Annotated in this window: 19 protein-coding genes; 7 read left to right on the forward strand and 12 right to left on the reverse strand. The window is 61.5% G+C overall.

The window, feature by feature from the left end:
- Positions 1 to 172: 172 nt before the first annotated feature.
- The gene (locus tag QMG46_RS03265; protein ID WP_281851032.1) at positions 173 to 1,039 is read left to right on the forward strand and encodes an alpha/beta hydrolase; all 867 of its coding nucleotides are present in this window, start codon (positions 173 to 175) and stop codon (positions 1,037 to 1,039) included.
- Between the two features lie 38 nt (positions 1,040 to 1,077).
- On the opposite strand, the gene QMG46_RS03270 is transcribed toward QMG46_RS03265, so the two are convergent.
- Positions 1,078 to 1,869, reverse strand: coding sequence for an SDR family NAD(P)-dependent oxidoreductase (locus QMG46_RS03270; RefSeq protein ID WP_281851033.1), 792 nt, complete (start codon positions 1,867 to 1,869; stop codon positions 1,078 to 1,080).
- Between the two features lie 28 nt (positions 1,870 to 1,897).
- A complete protein-coding gene (locus QMG46_RS03275; protein WP_281851034.1) occupies positions 1,898 to 2,722 on the reverse strand; it encodes an aldo/keto reductase in 825 nt (274 codons plus the stop codon).
- Between the two features lie 105 nt (positions 2,723 to 2,827).
- Here QMG46_RS03275 and QMG46_RS03280 point away from each other — a divergent pair, with 105 nt between their 5' ends.
- The 3 genes from QMG46_RS03280 (at position 2,828) to QMG46_RS03290 (ending at position 5,362) form a co-directional block, all read left to right on the forward strand.
- Complete coding sequence (locus QMG46_RS03280; RefSeq protein WP_281851035.1) at positions 2,828 to 3,742, forward strand: LysR family transcriptional regulator; 915 nt, start codon at positions 2,828 to 2,830, stop codon at positions 3,740 to 3,742.
- Positions 3,743 to 3,977: 235 nt separating this feature from the next.
- Positions 3,978 to 4,748, forward strand: a complete 771-nt coding sequence (locus QMG46_RS03285; RefSeq protein WP_281851036.1) for an N-acetylmuramoyl-L-alanine amidase — start codon at positions 3,978 to 3,980, stop codon at positions 4,746 to 4,748.
- On the forward strand, positions 4,745 to 5,362 hold the full coding sequence (locus tag QMG46_RS03290; RefSeq protein WP_281851037.1) for a GIY-YIG nuclease family protein: 618 nt from the start codon (positions 4,745 to 4,747) through the stop codon (positions 5,360 to 5,362). The genes QMG46_RS03285 and QMG46_RS03290 overlap by 4 nt, the downstream gene beginning before the upstream one ends.
- Before the next feature lie 3 nt (positions 5,363 to 5,365).
- Here QMG46_RS03290 and QMG46_RS03295 read toward each other — a convergent pair whose 3' ends face one another.
- The gene (locus tag QMG46_RS03295) at positions 5,366 to 5,569 is read right to left on the reverse strand and encodes a hypothetical protein (protein WP_281851038.1); all 204 of its coding nucleotides are present in this window, start codon (positions 5,567 to 5,569) and stop codon (positions 5,366 to 5,368) included.
- 134 nt (positions 5,570 to 5,703) lie between these two features.
- Between QMG46_RS03295 and QMG46_RS03300 the strand changes: the two genes are divergently transcribed.
- Both QMG46_RS03300 and QMG46_RS03305 read left to right on the forward strand, forming a co-directional pair.
- On the forward strand, positions 5,704 to 6,270 hold the full coding sequence (locus QMG46_RS03300; RefSeq protein ID WP_281851040.1) for a DUF4142 domain-containing protein: 567 nt from the start codon (positions 5,704 to 5,706) through the stop codon (positions 6,268 to 6,270).
- Between the two features lie 127 nt (positions 6,271 to 6,397).
- Positions 6,398 to 7,141, forward strand: coding sequence for a tetratricopeptide repeat protein (locus QMG46_RS03305; protein ID WP_281851041.1), 744 nt, complete (start codon positions 6,398 to 6,400; stop codon positions 7,139 to 7,141).
- A gap of 50 nt (positions 7,142 to 7,191) precedes the next feature.
- Here the strand turns inward: QMG46_RS03305 and QMG46_RS03310 are convergent, their stop codons facing one another.
- On the reverse strand, positions 7,192 to 8,109 hold the full coding sequence (locus QMG46_RS03310; RefSeq protein WP_281851043.1) for a LysR family transcriptional regulator: 918 nt from the start codon (positions 8,107 to 8,109) through the stop codon (positions 7,192 to 7,194).
- Between the two features lie 113 nt (positions 8,110 to 8,222).
- On the opposite strand from QMG46_RS03310, the gene QMG46_RS03315 reads away from it, so the two are divergent.
- On the forward strand, positions 8,223 to 8,831 hold the full coding sequence (locus tag QMG46_RS03315; protein ID WP_281851044.1) for an NAD(P)-dependent oxidoreductase: 609 nt from the start codon (positions 8,223 to 8,225) through the stop codon (positions 8,829 to 8,831).
- A gap of 109 nt (positions 8,832 to 8,940) precedes the next feature.
- Here QMG46_RS03315 and QMG46_RS03320 read toward each other — a convergent pair whose 3' ends face one another.
- The 8 genes from QMG46_RS03320 to QMG46_RS03355 all read right to left on the reverse strand — a co-directional run bounded on the left by QMG46_RS03320 (position 8,941) and on the right by QMG46_RS03355 (position 19,288).
- Positions 8,941 to 9,570: a YceI family protein gene (locus QMG46_RS03320; RefSeq protein WP_281851045.1), complete on the reverse strand. Its 630-nt coding sequence runs from the start codon at positions 9,568 to 9,570 to the stop codon at positions 8,941 to 8,943.
- A gap of 274 nt (positions 9,571 to 9,844) precedes the next feature.
- The gene (locus tag QMG46_RS03325; RefSeq protein WP_281851046.1) at positions 9,845 to 10,348 is read right to left on the reverse strand and encodes a nuclear transport factor 2 family protein; all 504 of its coding nucleotides are present in this window, start codon (positions 10,346 to 10,348) and stop codon (positions 9,845 to 9,847) included.
- A 122-nt stretch (positions 10,349 to 10,470) separates the two neighbouring features.
- Positions 10,471 to 11,226: a LytR/AlgR family response regulator transcription factor gene (locus QMG46_RS03330; RefSeq protein WP_281851047.1), complete on the reverse strand. Its 756-nt coding sequence runs from the start codon at positions 11,224 to 11,226 to the stop codon at positions 10,471 to 10,473.
- Entirely contained in the window at positions 11,223 to 12,326 is a 1,104-nt protein-coding gene (locus QMG46_RS03335) for a sensor histidine kinase (protein WP_281851048.1), read from the reverse strand. Before QMG46_RS03335 ends, QMG46_RS03330 begins: the two co-directional genes overlap by 4 nt.
- 600 nt (positions 12,327 to 12,926) lie before the next feature.
- The gene (locus QMG46_RS03340) at positions 12,927 to 14,213 is read right to left on the reverse strand and encodes a carbohydrate-binding protein (RefSeq protein WP_281851049.1); all 1,287 of its coding nucleotides are present in this window, start codon (positions 14,211 to 14,213) and stop codon (positions 12,927 to 12,929) included.
- Between the two features lie 533 nt (positions 14,214 to 14,746).
- Positions 14,747 to 16,042 carry a carbohydrate-binding protein gene (locus QMG46_RS03345; RefSeq protein ID WP_281851050.1) on the reverse strand — a complete coding sequence of 432 codons (1,296 nt, stop codon included), beginning with the start codon at positions 16,040 to 16,042 and terminating at the stop codon, positions 14,747 to 14,749.
- 146 nt (positions 16,043 to 16,188) lie between these two features.
- A complete protein-coding gene (locus QMG46_RS03350; RefSeq protein ID WP_281851051.1) occupies positions 16,189 to 17,706 on the reverse strand; it encodes an efflux transporter outer membrane subunit in 1,518 nt (505 codons plus the stop codon).
- Between the two features lie 22 nt (positions 17,707 to 17,728).
- Positions 17,729 to 19,288, reverse strand: coding sequence for a DHA2 family efflux MFS transporter permease subunit (locus QMG46_RS03355; protein ID WP_281851052.1), 1,560 nt, complete (start codon positions 19,286 to 19,288; stop codon positions 17,729 to 17,731).

Raw genomic sequence — 19,288 nt, forward strand, 5'->3', positions numbered from 1 at the left:
GCATTTAGTGCCCTAGTCACTGACAGTCAGCGGACATCACGATAAATCATTGATAGTGAAACTTTTTTTCTTATCCCGACGAAATAAACCTGACGCTCATACGTCAGACACACAACGACAGCGCCATGCCGGCGCGGCGTTACCCCCCATTCGAAGAGATAGGAGAACCATCATGCGCAGCTTCACTTCCATCGTCTCGCGCCCGGCCGCCCTTTTTGTCGGCGTCGCCCTGGCCTTCGCCGCTGCTTCAGCCAGCGCTGCCACGATCAAGCCCACCTCGATCAAGAACATCGTGCTGGTGCATGGTGCGTTCGTGGATGGTTCGGGCTGGCGCCCGGTGTACGACATCCTCACGCGCGACGGCTACAAGGTGACTCTGGTGCAAGAGCCGCTGACGTCAGTCGCGGATGATGTGCAGGCGACCAAGCGCGTGCTCGATACGATCGACGGCCCGGTCGTGCTGGTAGGCCATAGCTACGGCGGCACCATCGTCACCGAAGCGGGCGTCGATCCGAAAGTGAAAGCCCTGGTGTATATCGCCGCACACGCGCCGGATGCCGGCGAAACCGAGGTAGGCAACGGTCAGCGTTTTCCCGCGCTTGCACAGAAGCCGCTGAAGACGCCCGATGGTTTTCTGTATCTCGACCCGGCTCGCTTCTATCAGGACTTCGCCGCCGACCTGCCGCAGAAGCAGGCCGAGTTCGAAGCGCAGTCGCAGATGCTGACCGCGGCGAAGGTGTTCTCCACGCCGGTGCAGAACGTGGCTTGGAAGACCAAGCCCAGCTGGTACATGGTGGCGCAGAGCGACCGCATCATCAGCCCCGATCTGGAACGCATGTACGCCAAGCGCGCGGGCAGCCACACCGTCGAGGCCAAGGGCGCCAGCCATTCGGTCTACGAATCGCAGCCCAAGGAAGTAGCCAAGCTGATCGAGGAAGCCGCCAATGGCACGGATCCGGCCAATGCCAATGCAAGCGGCGGCTCGTCGCCGACGCCGCCGGATGCCTGGGCAACCAACACGGCGGTTTATGAGCAGTGATCTGGAGAAGTCGCGCCGCGAGGCGCGACTTCCTGCCCTCAGGCAATCGTCGGTGTGATCCCGCCGTCCGCGCGCAACGCCGCACCATTGGTAGCTGACGACAACGGGCTGGCAACGTAGGCGACGAGGCTGGCGATTTCTTCGGCCTCGATCATGCGCTGGATCAATGAGGTCGGGCGCTCCTTGGCAAAGAACTCCTTCTCGATGACGTCCGGCTTGGCGTTCGGATTGCTGGCCACGCTCTTCATGAAATCGACGATACCTTCCGAGCGTGTCGTCCCCGGCAGCACAGTATTCACAGTGACGTTGCCGCCCTTGGTCAATGCGGCCATGCCGCGCGAGATCGCCAACTGCGCGGTCTTGGTCATGCCGTAGTGGATCATGTCCGGCGGCACCATCAGACCCGATTCGCTGGCAATGAAGATCACCCTGCCCCAGTTGCGCGCAAGCATGCCCGGAAAGTAGCGCTGCGACAGACGCGCACCGCTGAGCACATTCACTTCGAAGAAACGGCGCCAATCCTCGTCCGTAATTTTCTCGAAGGGCTTGGATTCGTAGATACCCAGGTTGTTGACCAGGATGTCGACCTCGGGCTGTGCCTTGAGCAGGATGTCCGCGCCTTCGGCAGTGACCGGGTCGGCCACGATGCCGCGCACGTTTGCACCACCGGATGCACGGATGTCGGCCAGGGCCTGATCGAGCTTGGCCTGATTGCGACCGGCGATGATTACTTCGGCGCCTTCCTGCGCCAGCTTGCGCGCAATTTCCAGGCCGATGCCGGCGGTCGAGCCGGTGACGAGTGCGGTCTTGCCGTTGAGCTTGAGGTCCATGATGTGTCTCTCTATGAAAGGAGTTCGGTCAATCCCACACCGGTGCAAGACCGGGCGGGCTGACAATGCGGCCGTCTTTGCGCGCCAAGGCGCGAATCGCCGTCATCTCGGCGTCGGAAAGTTCAAAGTCGAAGATCGCCGCATTGCTCGCTGCGCGCTCTTCGCTCACCGTCTTGGAAAGCGCCAACACGCCGTCGTGCTGGATCAGCCAGCGCAACACCACCTGCGCAACGCTCTTGCCGTGGCTGGCGGCGATGCTCTTCAGCACCCCATCGTCGAAGACCTTGCCGTCGGCCATCGCGTAATACGCCGTCACGCTCATGCGGGCACGGCGAGCGGCTTCATGGACGATCGTCTGATCGATATAGGGATGCCACTCGACCTGGTTGGTGACTAGCGGGGTTTTGCTCAGTCCCTCAGCCTCGGCCATCAACGCGGTGGAAAAGTTGCTGACGCCGATGTGTCGTGTCTTGCCAGCCGCCTGCACGGCATTCAAGGCCTCGATCTGTTCGGCCAGGGGCACCTTGTCGTTAGGCCAGTGCAACAGGAGCAGGTCGACATGATCGGTCCTGAGCTTGCGCAGGCTTTCGTCGACCGAGCGCTCAAAGGCATCGTGACGATAGTTATCGACCCACACCTTCGTGGTCAGGAACACCTCTTCGCGCGGTACGCCCGAATGCGCCATGCCCTCGCCCACTTCGGCTTCGTTGCCGTAGATCTGCGCCGTATCGATATGCCGATAACCGAGCTTGAGCACCGCCGGCAGCATGCGCAACACGTCCGCGCCGGGCATGCGGAAGGTGCCGAAACCGAGGGCCGGAATCGATGCGCCATTGGCCTGGACGATTTTCATGAGGAGTCCTTCTTGAAAAGATAGGAGCAGCTTAGCCATGGCATTGACTGCTTAGAATCCACTCACGATTCGCATTACTTTGTCATTGAATGACATAATCGGCCCATGAGCGATCAACGTGCCTGGGAAATGCGGGTTTTCCTGCAGGTGGCCCACACCGGCAGCTTCAGCGGCGCCGGGCGGGTGGTGAATATGACGCCATCCTCCACCGCCAAGCTGATCACCCGGATCGAACAACGGCTCGGTGTACGCCTGGTCGAACGCTCGACCCGGCGGCTGCGCCTCACCGCCGAAGGCGAGCTCTACCGTGAGCGCGCCGAGGCGCTGCTTGGCGAGCTGGATGGCCTCGATGCGGAGGTGGCGGGTGAAGCTCGCTCTCCTGCCGGCCTGATCCGCATCAATGTTTCGGTGCCCTTCGGGCGGCACGCTCTGATGCCGTTGCTACCGGCTTTCAGTGCGGCCTTTCCCGCGGTACGGCTCGATCTCACCGTTACCGACGACGTCGTCGATCTCTATGCGGCGCAGGCGGATATCGCGTTTCGTATCGGCCCGCTCAGTGATTCAGGGCTGCTTGCGGTGAGTCTGGGACAGACGCGCCGTCGCATTGTGGCGTCACCTGCCTATCTCACCGCGCACGGCACACCCAGACAGGCGGCCGACCTCGAACGACACAACTGCCTGGGCTTCAATTTTCGCCGTGCGGCCAGCGTGTGGCCGCTGCGTAGCGGTGGGCGTCTGGTGGATCGCGAAGTGCATGGATCGATCGTTGCCAATAACGGCGAAACCGTGCGGCATCTGGCCGTGCTCGGCATGGGATTGGCGCGGCTGGGCGAGTTTCATGTGCGCGCGGATCTGCGCGCGGGGCGATTGGTCACGGTGCTGGATGATGTGATCACCGACAGCGAATCGATTCATGCGCTTTATCTTGGGAGCAAGCGCGCGCCGCGGCGGATCAGGGCGTTTCTGGATTTCATGACGCCGCGGCTGCGGGAGTTTTTGGTCGAGCCAACGGGGACTTGAAACCAGGCTCGCTTCGCATTGCTTCTTGTGCCCCCTCACCCCAGCCCTCTCCCCTGGCTTTGCCGGGGGAGAGGGCTGGGGTGAGGGGGGGCTTTTTCCGACGTACCGTCATCCGCACATTCGTCACTTTAAGAAGAGACCAAAACAAAAGACGTGACCATGCACTCCCACCACTGGCTGGCCGAACAATTCGAAACCCACCGTCGTCACCTGCCGGCGACGATACAATCGCCGCATGAAAACCTCCGCTTATCGCAGCCCTGGCCGATGGGCCTGCCTGCTGGCGCTGGCCTGGCTCGCAGGTTGCGCCCAGGCGCCAACGCATAACCCGCTGGCGCAATGGGTACCATCCCCAAACCACGACATCCGCCGACCGGTACTGATCGTGCTGCATGCCACCGAGCAACGATCAGCGCAGGCCAGCCTGAATACGCTACGCACACGCAATAGCGGCGGCCCGGTCAGCGCACACTATCTGATCGGCAGCGACGGCACGATCTATCAGCTGGTCGCCGACGAACAACGTGCCTGGCATGCCGGGGCAGGGCGCTGGGGCACGATTACCGACGTCAACTCCGCATCGCTCGGTATCGAACTGGATAACGACGCGCAGTCGCCATACACCGCCGCGCAGATCGACAGCCTGCTGCGGCTGCTCAACGATCTCACCGCGCGCTGGCGCATTCCGCGCACGCAGATCATCGGCCACGAAGATCTCGCGCCGGACCGCAAGAACGATCCCGGACTGTTGTTTCCCTGGCAACAGCTTGCCAATGCGGGTTTCGGTCTATGGCCTAAGCTGCCGTTGATCGATCCGCCGGCGGGATTCGATCCGTGGATGGCACTGAGCGCCATCGGTTATCCGCTGGACCATCGCGACGCAGTGGTACGCGCCTTTCATCGCCATTTTCGCGGCATCGACGGCGATGCGCTCGACGCGCAGGATCTGCGCCTGCTTTATGCCTTGTCGCGCCAGCTCAATGGAGAGTCCACTGCAGCGCCATGAGCGACGACGTTGGCTATCCGCAGTTTGCTTCGCGCGGACGCGCTTATGTCTACGTCTTGCCGTATCGCGACGAAGATCTGCTGAAGCTTGGCTTTTCGCGTGACCCATTCACCCGCTTTCACACGCTGCATCGGCGCTTCTACGAGTTCTTCGATCTCGACCGCGGCTTGCTGATCGAAGTCGATCGTGTCTCCGACGCTCGCCGCATCGAACGTCGCTTTATCGACACATGGATCGAAAGCCGCGCGCCTGCACCATTGGTCGTGCGCGAAGCCGCAGCCGGCTACACCGAGTGGTATCGCGGCATCTATCCAGAGATCACCGCACTGGCACAGCAGCTTGCCGAGGATGCAGGCTACACACTACATCGACCCTTGCGCCCGTGGCTGCGCTCGCTGCTGGAAGAACGTGTCGACTGGCTCTACGAGGGCAGCGCGAGGATGCTTGAGCAAGTGGAGTACGAGCGCTTTCACGGTGATCCGAAGCGCCCCCTGCAACGGGCCTTGCTGAACGTGCTCGACATGTGCCGAAGCATCGGGCTGCCACTGGAACGACTCGTTCCCGACGACGTACTACGGTGGTACGAGCATGGCGATCGTCCGCTGCTCGGATAAGCTTCAACTCACGCGAAATACCGACACGTCTTCGCACACCGGGCAGCGATAGGTCTGCAGTTCCGTGTCGGTGGCTTCGTTCTTGCGCTCGCGATTGGCGGGAGCTTCCGGATCGTAGCGCTCCATTTCCACCTTCTGTCCAGCTTGCTTGCAGGTCTCACATAGCACCGCACCCTTGGGTAGCGGCGTGGGATGTTCGTTAGCCATGGGCTTCTCCTCGACGACAACGCATACACCGTAGGCCTCCATGCGTTGATGCTGCGTGCACGTCGAATCAACGCGACGCTCCGGCCGACAAGACGATGCTTCACTTACCTTGTCCATCAAGAACGGAGAACATCATGCTTAAACCGATGATGATCAGCGCGGCGCTCGCATTGGCATTCGTCACGAGCGGAGCTGTCGCGCAGAGCAGTACGCCAGCGAGCACGCCGAGCACCGCCAGCAAGACCGGTGGTGACGCCATGTTCGTCAAGAAAGCCAGCGCCGCCGGAGCCGCGGAGGTGGCACTGGGCAAGCTCGGCCAGTCGCAAGGCCAATCCGACCAGGTGAAACAGTTCGGTGCGCAGATGGTAAGAGATCACACATCGGCGAACGACGAACTGAGCTCGATCGCCAGCGAAAAAGGCCTGACGGTCGCTACCGATCCTTCAGCCAAGGATGCCGCGACCGCCAAGACCATCGGCGCCAAGCAAGGTGCGGCCTTCGATACCGCTTTCAGCCGGAAGATGCTGGCGGATCACAAACAGGCGGTGGCGTTGTTCACCAAGGAAGCCGATAGCGGCAAGGACTCGGACTTGAAAGCGTTCGCCGCCAAGACCCTGCCGACGCTCAGGCATCATCTGGAGATGGCGCAGGCGTTGCCCAAAGGTTCAAGCGACAAATCCCCCGCGGACACCGCCAAGTAAGAGCATCCGCACAACGCATTTTTTTGCGTCCCGGACTTCAACCCCTCCCGCCCGCGTCTTGCGTTTATCATCGCCACACAACGCGAGAGGGGACGTCATGAAAGGATGGTCATGGTGTGCAGTTGTCATGGTGCTTTTGGTATCCATGCACTGTTGGGCGCAAGACGATACCGCGGCGGCATCGCAGACCGCGGCTTCGCATAAGGTGTCGGCGCAGGACGAGGAGCAACTGAAGAAAGTCCTGGATGGCGCGAAGTTGATCGAGGCGCATCAACCGCAACAGGCCATCGATGGGCCGCTTACCGACGTGGTCGACTACTACGAGCACGCCTATGGCAACAGCAAGGACGTCATGTACTCGCCTCGCGGCCTCAAGGACACGCTGTTCTATCTGACTGGAGCAGCCCAGCACCCGGGGCCCAGTGGCAAGGCGATTGCGGTGGGCAAGGCCTGGGCGATGGCGTACTGGGCGCGGGGTTACGCTTATGGCGAGCTAGGCCAGTTCGCAAAGAGTCGCGACGAACTGGAAAAAGCGGTCAAGCTCGCGCCCACCGATAGCCAGTACAATAGCGAGCTTGGCTTTGCCTATCAGCGTCTGAGTGACTGGCATCGCTCGCTGGCTGCCTTTGAGATCGCGGAAAAGTATGCCGAACTGACCGGCAACACGCCGGCGGATATCGGGCGCTTGAAATGCCGCGGCTTGCGCGGCCAGGGTTACGATCTGGTCGAATTGAATCGATTGGACGATGCCGCGCAGAAATACTACGCCTGCCTGCATCTGGTGCCAGATGATCAGGGCTCACTGAAAGAGCTCGGCTATGTACGCCAGCAGTTGCAGAAGCAGGGTAGGCAACCGCCAGCTCCCAGGTAATGCGGAAGGCTTAAGGTCGCGTCATCGGCATTTCGCGACGCGACCGTCGCTCAACGCACGCGCCTGGTCATGGCGAGATGCTCGCGCAACAGGTCGATAAATGCGCGCGCACGTTGCGGCATGAAGCGACTTGCCGGAAACACCGCGTGGATACCGCCGCCTGGTAACTGCCATGTCGGCAGCAAACGGATCAACCGGCCGGCGGCGACATCGTCGACCACCGCAAAATCGGGCATCACCATCATGCCGGCCCCGGCCATGACCGCTGCCTTGACCACCAGGGCGATGTTGGCCGACATCGGGGATTCGAAGGCGATCGTGCGTGTGGCGCCCTTGGCGCCGGTAAACGTCCAGGTCGACGGACGCTGCAAGGCCGACATCGCTACCAGCGGCAGCTTGGCGACATCCTCCGGGCGGCGGGGACGACGACCATCCAGCCAGGTCGGCGTCGCCACCAACCAGTGCGCATAACTATCCACCTGCACCGCGCGCAAGCGCGAGTCGGACAGATTGCCGACGCGAATCGCCACATCGATACCTTCGGCCACCAGGTCGAACAGGCGGTCGCCGGTCAGTAATTCGACGCGCAGTTCGGGATGGGTCTCGCGCATCCGCACCAGCAGCGGCGTAAGAATGGTGGCGGCATAGTCGACGGGTGCAGTGATGCGCAAGGTCCCACGTAGCGCCGTGGTGTCTTCGCCGGCGGCCTGCACCGCGGCTTCGGCGTCACGGATCAAGATCCGGCTGGCTTCATAGAAGGCCTCGCCGGCATCGGTCAGCGCTATACGACGGGTCGTGCGGACCAGCAGATTGGCGCCGACCTCGACCTCGAGTCGCTTGATATGCGTGCTGACCATCGTCTTGACCATCCCCAGGCGCGCCGCCGCCGCGGTAAACGAACCCGACTCGACTACCGCCACGAACACCACGATGCGATTGAGATTGACCGACGCCAGTGGGCTACCCATGGGGATTGTCCATTATGGATGGCTAGTGAAAACGTGATTATCCGTCTTATCGGCAGCCTTCGCGAGGCCTAGGATGCCCGGTGTGGGTCATCTCCAACTCGAAGGAAGTCACTATGAAAATCGCCATTCTCGGTGCCAGCGGCAACGTCGGTACACGCCTGGTCGCTGAAGCACTGCGACGCGGTCACCAGGTCACTGCCGTTGCCCGCCGTGCCGACAACCAGGCCGACACCGCGCAACTGACGCATATCGCTGCCGATATCACGGACCCGTCCTTGCCGGCCAAGCTGCGCGGCCATGACGCCATCATCAGCTCGATCCACTTTACCCAGGCTTCGTCGGACGACCTGCTCGCGCTGGTACGCGCTTCGGGCGTGAAGCGTTATCTCGTGGTCGGCGGCGCAGGCAGCCTGGAGGTTGCACCCGGCAAGCTGCTGGTCGACGGTGCGGATTTCCCCGCCATCTATCTCGACGAGGCTCGCGCCGGCAAGAACTTCCTCGACGTGTTGCGTGGCATCAGCGATCTGGACTGGACCTTTCTCAGCCCGTCCGCCTTGTTCATCGCCGGCGAGCGCACCGAGCATTTCCGGATAGGCGCGGATACGTTGCTGGTGGCTGCCGATGGCAAGAGCTGGGTGTCGTTTGAGGACTATGCGATTGCGATGCTCGACGAGATCGAGAAACCTGCGCATATCCGGCAGCGTTTTACGGTCGGTTATTGATTGAAGGTGTGCGGTCGCGACTGAAGTCGCTCCTACAAACTTGGGAAAGCATGGCTATCTTGTAGGAGCGACTTCAGTCGCGGCCGTCCCGTCACAACATCATCTTGGCTCAGGGCGCCTTCGGCGTCGACGCCGCGGCAGCATCCTGCACCGCCTCTACCTGAATCCGCAGCACGACATCCATCTTGAAGCCGTAATCCTTGCCGGCCGCCATGCCGAAGTCGTCGCGCTTGATGGTGGCCAGCGCATCCGCGCCACAGACCTCGCGCTTGAGCATGGGATGCGGCATGCACTTGAAGCCGTCGATGTTCAGGACCAACGGCTTGCTCACGCCATGCAGGCTCAGGCTGCCGACGGCACGGGTTGGCGCGCCATGGACAAAGCCTTCAAGCCGCCCCTTGAAGACGGCCTGCGGATACTTGTTCGTTTCGAGCAAATCCTTGCCGACCGCCCAGGTGTTGAGCTGGTCGTGACCGAAATCGATGCTGCCCGCATCGACGGCGATCTCGACGCTACCCGTTCCCGCGGCCTTATCCAGCGTTACCTTGCCCGTGGTCTTGTTGAACTTGCCACGCCACGTCGACAAACCGCCCAAGTGATCGGCCTCGAAGCTGGGGTAGGTGTGATCGGGATCGATCGTATAGCTGGCTTCGTTTGCCCGACCCACGCCGCTATTGGCAAGTATGGCGAGCGAGAACATTCCCAGCGCGAAACTGGCGGTGCGGCTTCCTGAAAACATGGTCATTCTCCGGTGAGTAATGCGTGGCCCCATGGCCCGCGCTTACCTGTACGACGAACGGCCATGACTCCGATCGACACGGGAGGCGGAAATTTTTCACGCCCGTCAGCGCGGCAATACCACACGGCCATGCGGAGCACATGGTCAGAGCGATCCAGCAGATCGACAGCGCCATCATCGATTTGCCGAACAAGGTCATCGTTCGCCTCTAAAAAAAGACCTGGCCGCACGCTACGCCGGCCAGGTGGTCCCAGTCGATAAACAGTGGGTGGCGTCAGTGCTTGCCCACCGCGCTGTGCTGCGAATACATCGCGTGCCAATGGCCGTCTACGTAGATAAAGATGTCCGCGGATTTCACGCCGTTCTGCGGACCCAGCTGCGGGTCGTAGAAGGTCACGACGGCGCTGTTCTGGTGCATGGCTACGGCTTCGCCATAGGGATGCGCCTTGATATAGGCATCGATCTCCTGCATGCCCTTGTCCGAACCTTTGTTCTTCGCCGCATGCTCGACGATGGTCGACTTGGATATGGCCTTGCCGTCGGCATTGACCGAGCGGTAGTCGGGCGCGAGCATCGACTCAAGAAAATCGGTATCGCCGGTGCCTTCGGCACGCGTCCAGTGCTGCTCGACCGCACGCACGCCCGCTTCGGTCATGGCCGACTCCTCGTCCTTGCTGCCCTGTACGCCATCGGCGTAGACCACCGACCAGCCCAATGCGACGGCGGAAAACAGCATCAGTGCGAAGCGGCAGGAAACACAATCGCGGTAGATCGACATGGCAACTCCGGACGCATCGTGGGAATGCGAGAAGCTTGCCCGCGAATAAAGAGTTCACGCAGTCGATTTGTGACAAGCGGGATCGAGCCGGTGACCGGCGGCGCGATAGTCGCGCCGGGCGGTTAGCGCAAACCGAGCGCCACGCGCGCGCCGTCGCGAAAGCGACGACTGAGCGGCAAGCGGGTACCGTCGCGCAACACGACCTCAGCGTCACCGTGAAAGAGTGGATGAATCTCGCTCACGCGGTCCAGGTTGACCACGGTACCGCGGTGGATGCGCAGGAAACGCGACGGATCGAGTTGCCCATGCAGCTGCTGCAAGGTCTGCCGATGCAGGATGGCTTCGCCGGCGGCATGCAGGCGAACATAGTTGCCTTCAGCGGCAATCCAGTCGATGTCGCCCACGCGAAGCACTCGCAAGGCTTCGCCCACGCGCACGCTCAGGCGTTCCACCGAAGGCGTCGCGGCGAACAGAGGCTGGCGCGGGGCCTGATGATCCACGGCAAGGCGCCGCCACTGACGCGTGACCCGGTCCATGCTGCGATCAAATCGTTCCTGATCGATCGGCTTGAGCACATAGTCGAAGGCGCCGGCATCGAAGGCCTTCAATGCATGGGCATCGAACGCGGTGGCAAACACCACCAGCGGCAAGGTATCGGGCTGCAGTCGCTGCATCAGTTCGAAGCTATCCATCCCCGGCATGCGGATATCCAGAAACACCAGATCGGGCTGCAATTGCGCAATGGCTTGCATGGCTTCGTCCGCGCTGCCGCATTCGCCGACCACATCGACCGCGTGGGCAGCCAACGCCTGACGAAGTGCCAAGCGCGCCAGCATTTCATCGTCCACCAGCAAGCAGCGAATGCGCTCGGTGCTCATGCGACGCTGACCTCATAGGGAATACGCACTTCCACCCGCGTACCGCCACCGGGGCGCGCCAACAGCGAAAGCCTGCCAGCGAGTGCATCCAGGCGGGCGCGGGTGTTACCCAGGCCAATGCCTTCGCGCATATCGCGATCGGGCAAGCCGCGACCGTTGTCTTCCACCGTCATGCATAGCTCACCACCTTCGCGCCGAGCCTCGATAAGCAGGCTACCGCCGCCGGAAAGCGGCAACAAACCGTGTTGCAGCGCATTTTCCACCAAGGGCTGCAGGATCAGATGAGGCACCGCCGCATCGAGCGTGTCATCCGCCACCTGCCACTGTGTGTCCAGGCGGTTATGAAAGCGGATGCGCTGGATCGCCAGGTAGGATTCCAGCGACTGCAGCTCTCGCGCCAGCGGCACAGACTGGCGTTGATCGGCTTCCAGCGTCAAGCGCAGAAAATCGCTCAGGCGCGCGATCATCGTGCGCGCCGTGGCCGGATCGGACAGTGCCAACGCCGAAATCGCGTTGAGCGTATTGAACAAAAAATGCGGTTGCAGCTGCATGCGCAAGGCGTGCAACTGCGCTTGCGCCAGCTGTCCTTCAAGCTGCGCGCTGCGCAGGCGTTCGCTCTTGAGACGTCGTTGAAAATCCGATCCGCGCAGCACGGCAAGCACGACCCAGTAGGTAATCAGATCCAGATGGAACTGATAAACAAACTCGACCCGGAACAGCTTGCTCAACGAGTTAATCGCTGACGGATCATTGCCATGCATCTGCCAGTACAACAGCAGCAAGACCATCGTATGCAGCGCCGCCGTCGCCAGGCCGAGCGGAATATGGACCGTAAAGAAGCGAGCCCAACCGCGCCGCGAAGCCACCTTGCCCAACCAGGCAATCCACGGCGTGAGCAGCATCCAGCTCCAGAAATCCGGAAAATTCCAGGCCAGCGTCCGCTGCCAGGACCGCACCTCCCCTTCGCCCATGGCAGCGAGCTGCATCGCTACCGAGCTGGTCAGAGCCAGCAAGGTCCAGAAGCCGAACGCGATCATCACGCCACGCCAGAAAGCGCGACGGTTGTCGGTGACTTCGAGGGGTGAGGCCGTGGACGACATGCTTCGGTTCGGTTGTGGGGTGCGGATTAGCATGGCGCAAAGTTGGGAAGTGCGCATGTATCGGGGGGCATAGGCTGGGAGTGAGTGGAGAGGAGTGAGGAGTGAGTGAAAGCATGTCCAGGCGCGTCTGGCACGCCTCTTTTTGGCAAGCGATGCGAAGCGAGCAGTCAGCTCTTGGGGCCCCTCGGGAGCCGAGTGAGGTTTGGACGATAAGGCCCCCGAAGGGGGGACTCGGCATGGACGCCGAGTCCTTTTCGACAGGACAGGGACGTCCTGTCGAAAAGCCCGGCCAGACCTCACGGTCCGAAGGACGGCGGACGCGGGGTGTCCTTTCTTTGGTTATCTTTCTTTGGACAAGCAAAGAAAGTAACTCGGCGACCGGCAGGTCGGCGAAACACGCCGCAGGCGACTTTCTAGCCGTCGAGCAGAACCAGAGCGATGCACGCTCTCGCGGCAACCCCACGCCGAAGTCACTGGATCCCGGCCTACGCCGGGACGACGAAGTATTGAGGCGGAGGTGACCCATGTCGGGATTGGCGCAAAACAAAGGGCGCCTCGGTTTCCCGAGGCGCCCTTCATCCATCAAACTACAACCTCAAATCACCGACCCAAATCACTCAAGAACCGCTTCGTATACTGCAACGCAGTCGTCGAAGGCACCGAGTTACACGTCGGCGACGCAGTACTCTGCGAGCACGGCGTATCGCGATCGAGCGACCAGAAGTGCACACCGGCCAAGCCATTGGAGACAGCCCAGCTGACCATGGTGTCGGTATTGGCGATCGAGAACAGCTCCGCCGAGTTGTCGTTCACACCGATCATCGGCGTCAGCTCGATATGGCTGGCCGCAATGCCGTAAGTGTGTTCGAGGTTCTTGGCTGCCTGGATGGCGGACTGACCCATATCGCATGCACCACCGCTCACCACGCAGATGCCCGGGCCGGCTGCGCCGTAGTCCATCACCATCAGGTTGATGGTGTAGTTGCTCAGGCTCGATGCCTTGACTGCGCGCACCACCATGTCGCCCAGCGAGTTCACGCCACCGAAACTGCCATCCGACGCTGCCAGCGTGGCAATCGTGAACGAGAAACGCAGGTTCGAATGCTGGCTTTGCGCATACACCGCCGCGCTGACCAGGTTGTTGATCGTGCTCTGGCTCTGACCGCCTTCGATGTCGAAGTCGATACCGACCATATGCGCGGTGTAGTAACGCGACAGGAAAGTCGCCATTCCCGAGGTGCTACCGCAGGTGAAGACGCCAGCGGCACCGCCGGTCGACACCACATAGCTCAGGCCGGCGCTATTGAGTGCACCGATATTGGCACTGGCAAACGAGGCACCGGGCACACCGCCCCAGTTTTCACTGCCGCATTCACCGGTAGCAAAGGCCAGGGTGATCGCGCCAAGGTTGGACACATGCGAAAGCAGGCTGTTGCTGCCGACGATCGGAATCGCCGAGCCGGTCGCAGCGGCGGTCTGCATGGTGTTGGTGTTCCAGTTGAGGTTCACCGTGACGTCCTTGTACGGGCTGAACAGCATGCTGCTACCGCCGGTCGGCGGCGGCGGGGGCGGCGGCGGCGGGGGAGGAGGTGTACCGCCACCGTTTCCGCCCGAGCATGCGCCCTGAGAAGTCCACGGCTGACCCGAGCCGCTGCCACCGTTATTGGTCGCCGGGTCATTACCCTGGGTCCACCAATTCGCTATGTAATTGATGCCATTTTCGCTGGCCGTGTTGCCGCCGGTGTAAACCTGCGACGCACTCCAGGCCGCGGCGCACGCTGGTGCACTTTGCGCTTCAACCGTTTGTACAGGCGCTACGGCCATCAGGCCGATCGCCATGGCCGCCCCCACTGAACTGCTCAGTGCCCCCAGGACCAAACGTGACACAACGGATCGCTTCTCGGACATGTCTGTCTCCAGCAAATGAATCGGAGTGACGGAACTCCCCCTTGATACCCCGGCGCCATTGGAACGGTCACCCCGAAACGTTCCATGCATAGCCGGTTTTCTTCGTTCAGAGCGCTGCTGTGATAGTCCTGCGTGACAACGTTGTCTAGCGAAATATCTAGAAATTATTTTGGCTCGCGTCAAAATGCCAATTGCATCACAGGTTGACGGGAAAGCATAAAGGTTTTGTCTAAAATTAGATCGTTCTATTCTCGCGCCGCAGCATAAAAAGGCTTGTTTTGTGAGCTATGCCGTCGTTATCGCCTTTTGTAATAACCAGGAAGATAATTCGCATGAAAATGCGTAATTTCTCCCATCCGCTGATTATCTGGCCGGATGTAGCTCGATTCTGTCCTTGAATGAAATGTCTCGCTTTGTCCTGCTCCGAGTCATGCCTGACAACGTTGTCCACCGGACAAAGTGAACGTTCCAGGCAAGCCCGGAACGCCCACACTCAACGGTTCACTACGGAATCAGCGACCGAGCTGCTGCAGAAAGCGGCGGGTGTAATCCAACGAAGCCGTACCCGGTAGCGAATTGCATATCGGCGAGGCGGTGCTCTGGCCGTCCTTGCACGGTGTATCCCGATCGAGCGACCAGTGGTGCAGCCCGGCCAGCCCTTCGCTCATCGCGAACGCAACCACCGTGTCGACATCCCGAAGCGAGAACACCTCGCTGGCGACGTCGTTGACCGCGATCATCGGGGTCAGCTCCAGCTTGTCGAAGGGGATGCCATAGACCTGTTTGACGTTCTGCGCCGCCTGGATCGCCGAACGACCCATGTCGCACAGCCCGTTATTCACCACGCAAATGGAGGGACTGGCCTGGCTGCCGTAATCCATCACCATCAGATTGATGGTGTAGTTGCGCAGACCCGACGCCAGCACGGCTCGAATCACCGCATCACCCTTGGCATTCACACTGGCCTTGCTGCCGTCCGACGCGGCAAGCGTGGCCACGGTAAAGGAGAGGCGTAGATCCGGGTACAAGCTTTCGGCGTATTTCGCCGATCGCACCAGCGCGTTGATCTGATCCAGCGACTGGCCCGCCTCGATATCGAAGTCCAGGCCCACCATGTGCGACGTCATGTAGCGGCGTAGAAAGCTGGCCATGCCATCGGTGTTTGAGCAAGTGAAAGCACCCGCGGCACCGCCGGTCGAGACGATGTAATCCAGGCCCGCGCGGTCAAGCGCGGCGATGTTGGCATCTGCAAAACGCGATGCGGATATACCGCCCCAGTTTTCATTGCCGCACTCGCCGGTGGCAAAGGCGAGGGTGATCGCCCCCAGGTTGCGCTGATGATCCGCGAACAAGCTACCTGCGCCGACAACGGGAATGGTGTTGCCCGTTGCGCCCGTGCGCATCACATTCGTATTCCAGTCGAGATTGATCGTGACGTCCTTGTACGGACTGAACAGCATGCCTGATAGGCGCGGCGGCGGCGGTTGCGGCGGATTGGGGTTTTCGCCACCCCCACCCGAACACGCGCCCAGCGACGTCCATGGCCGTCCCGATCCGACCGGCCCATGGTTGGCACGCGGATCGTCGCCCTGGGTCCACCAGTTGGCCTTGTAGTTGACGTTGTTCTGGCTGACCGTCGAACCGCCAGTATAGGTGGATCCTGCATTCCATTCAGCGGCGCAAGCCTGCGTCTGCTGCGCCTTTGCGTCTTGCACCGGCACCAGCGCCAGCCAAGCTGCCGCGCCGATGCAGCTAGCAAAGCTACCCAACCATGCACCCGACCACTGAAACGTCCTTTGTTTCGACATGCGTACTCTCCTTGTAATCGATCGCGAATCCATTTGCTTGGCACCGCACGGACAATCGCTATCGTTCCGGGCGCAGCCAGGTCAGTGATAGTCCGACGCGACAGGCCCGTCCATAGGCATCGTCTTCAAAAAGGCTGCTTGTGAGCCTACTTGTCCACACTTACCTTCGCGACGTCATTGTCGGCACCCGCCCAACCACCACCCAACGCGCGGAATGTCGCCACGGCCGCGCGTGCGTCGTCGGCATGTGTCTGCGCCAGACGATCACGTGAGCTGAGCAACTGCCGATCTTCATCGAGCACTTCGAGCAGGCTGACGGCGCCGCCTTTATAAGCATCCTCGGCGCTGGCCCGTGCGCGTTGATGAGCGGCGACTTCCTTGGTCAACGTGTCTTGCTCGTTTTCCAGCTCGCTCATCGTGACAATCGCGTTCTCGACGTCTTCAGTTGCGCGCAACATGGACTCGCGATAATTTGCCAGCGCTTCGGCCTGCGTACCACGCGCTTGACCGACTTCGGCATCGACGCGGCCAAAATCGAACAAGCGCCAATGCAGGCCGATCAAGCCCTGTGGCTGAAACGAATTCGAGTCGAACAACTTGCCGTTGTGCAGGCTCTCGAAACCGAGCAGCCCACCCAGGGAGAGCTTGGGGTAGTACTCGGCAAGGGCCTCGCCGATGCGCGCATTCGATGCCGCCAGACGACGCTCGGCGGCGATAACGTCGGGGCGACGACGCAACAACGATGCCGGCCCGCTATCGGCGGTGATCGCCGGCACTGCATACGTGACCGGCTGTTCAAGCAAGCCTTTGGCGTAACTGCCGGGCTGCGCGCCCATCAAGACATCGAGGCGGTTGAGCTGGTGCTCGCGTTCGGTCCGCAAGGGCGGCAAGGTCGCCAGCGCCTGTTGCACCAATGCTTCGGCCTGCGCCACTTCGCGGTCGGTGCCGACGCCACCGGCGAGGCGCACGCGTACCAGGTCGAGCAGTTTCCTTTCCGTGTCGACCTGTTGCTCGGCCAGGGCGATACGTTCCTGTGCACCTCGCGTCTTGAAATAAGCATCGGCGGCCTCGGCGGCGACCGATACACGTACGCTGACGCCACTGGCTTGCGCGGCCTGATACTCGGCCTGCGCCGCTTGTGCTCCACGCTTGAGGCCGCCCGCGAGATCGAGTTCCCAGCTGGCACCAACACCGATGTCTTGCTGCGTCTGCGTCCGCTTGTAACCCGGAAAGGTACTGGCGACTTCACCGAGTGCGCTGTTCAGCGATTGATACTCGCGCGCGACCTGCGCATCCAGTGCACCTTGCGGCAAGCGCTGCGCATCGGCGCCCTGAGCGGCGGCGCGGGCCTGCTCGATACGCGCCATCGCGGCAGCTACGTCCAGGTTCTGCGCCACCGCACGTTCGACGATCTGCTGCAATACCGGATCGTTGAAACCCTGCCACCACGTGTCGAGTGCCGCTGCCGGGCGATCGGCATTATGTTGTTGCCATTGCGCGGCATGCGCGTAACTGCCGTCGACGATGGGCTGTGGTCGCACATAGTCCGGGCCAACGGTGCAGGCTGCCAGGCTGACAGCCAGCAACGCGGGTATCAGCACGCGGCGCGCAAGCGCGTTTGCGGTGAAGGTCGTTGCTACAAAAGTACGGGTGTGACGGCTCATGGCGGTTGCCTTCGATAATCGATCAATGCGCGTCGGCCGATGGCGTCGATGGCGGTGCCACCTTGCGCATCAACGGCACCATGACGGTGGCGATGACAAAGCACACGCCAATGGCGAGAAATGCATCGGCATAGGTTTGTGTCTGCGCTTCGCGTAGCACCAATGCGCCCAGTTGCTGGACCGCGGCCGAACCGGCCTGCGCCGCGTGATCCAGATGTCGGCTGACCTGGACCAGCCAGTCGTTCATCGGCTCGTTCGCCGTGGTCATGTGTTCGGCCAGGCGTTGGAAATGCAGATTGGTGCGGTCGTTGAGAATGGTGGCGCACGCTGCGATGCCGATTGCGCCGCCGAGATTGCGCATCAGGTTGAACAGCCCGGAGGCCAGCTTCAACCGTGCCGGCGGCAGGCCGCCCAGGGTGAGCGTAACTACTGGCGGCACGGACAGTTGCTGCGCCATGCCGCGCAATGCCTGCGGCAGCAACAATTCGTGCGCGCCCCAGTCATGGGTGATCGGGCTGAAATCCCACATCGACAGCGCAAACAGCGCCAGGCCCACCATCATGATCCAGCGCAGGTCGAAGCGATTGGCCAGGAAGGCGTACAGCGGAATCGTCATGATCTGGAATACGCCGGTCGAGAACACGGCTTCGCCGATCTGCAAGGCGCTGTAGCCACGCACGTGACCGAGAAACAACGGTGTCAGATAGATCGTCGCGAACAGACCGATGCCGGTGACGAAGGAAAAGAAGCAGCCGAGCGCGAAATTGCGATCGCGTAAGGCGCGCAAGTCGACCACCGGATGGGCGAAGGTCAGGCTGCGCACGACAAAGCCCACGCCCGCCAGGCCAGACAGCCATGCCGTGGTGAGCATGGTGCGATCGCTGAACCAGTTCCAGCGTGGGCCTTCTTCCAGCGTGTATTCGAGGCATCCCAGAAAAACTGCCAGCAACAGCATGCCGATGTAGTCAGCGCCACGCAGCAGCGAGAAGTCCGCCTCGTCGACATTCACCAGCAGCGGCACGGCAATGGTGACGAACAAGCCGGGCACCAGGTTGATGAAGAACAACCAGTGCCACGAATAGTGATCGGTGATCCAGCCGCCCAATGTCGGCCCCAGCGTCGGCGCCAACGAAGCGATCGCGCCGATAGTCGCTGCCGCCACCACGCGCTGTTTGCCGCTGAAGAACATGAAGGCGGTGGTGAACACCATCGGGATCATCGACCCGCCGATGAACCCCTGCAGCGCACGAAAGACGATCATGCTGTTGATGTCCCACGCCGCGCCGCACAGCAGGCTGGTCAACGTGAAGCCCGCGGCAGAGATGCAGAACAACCAGCGCGTCGACATCACCCGCGCCAACCATCCCGACAGGGGAATCACGACGATTTCGGCGATCAGGTAACTGGTCTGCACCCAGGCCGTATCGTCCGCGCCGGCCGACAGGCCGCCACCGATATCGCGCAAGGACGCCGAGACGATCTGGATGTCCAGCAGCGCGATAAACATGCCCACGCACATGCTGGCGAAGGCAAAGACTTTCTGTCCCGTCGACATGTCGGCGGGGGATTGCACATGCGACAT

The organism is Dyella sp. GSA-30 (assembly GCF_027924605.1).
Taxonomy (GTDB): Bacteria; Pseudomonadota; Gammaproteobacteria; order Xanthomonadales; family Rhodanobacteraceae; genus GSA-30.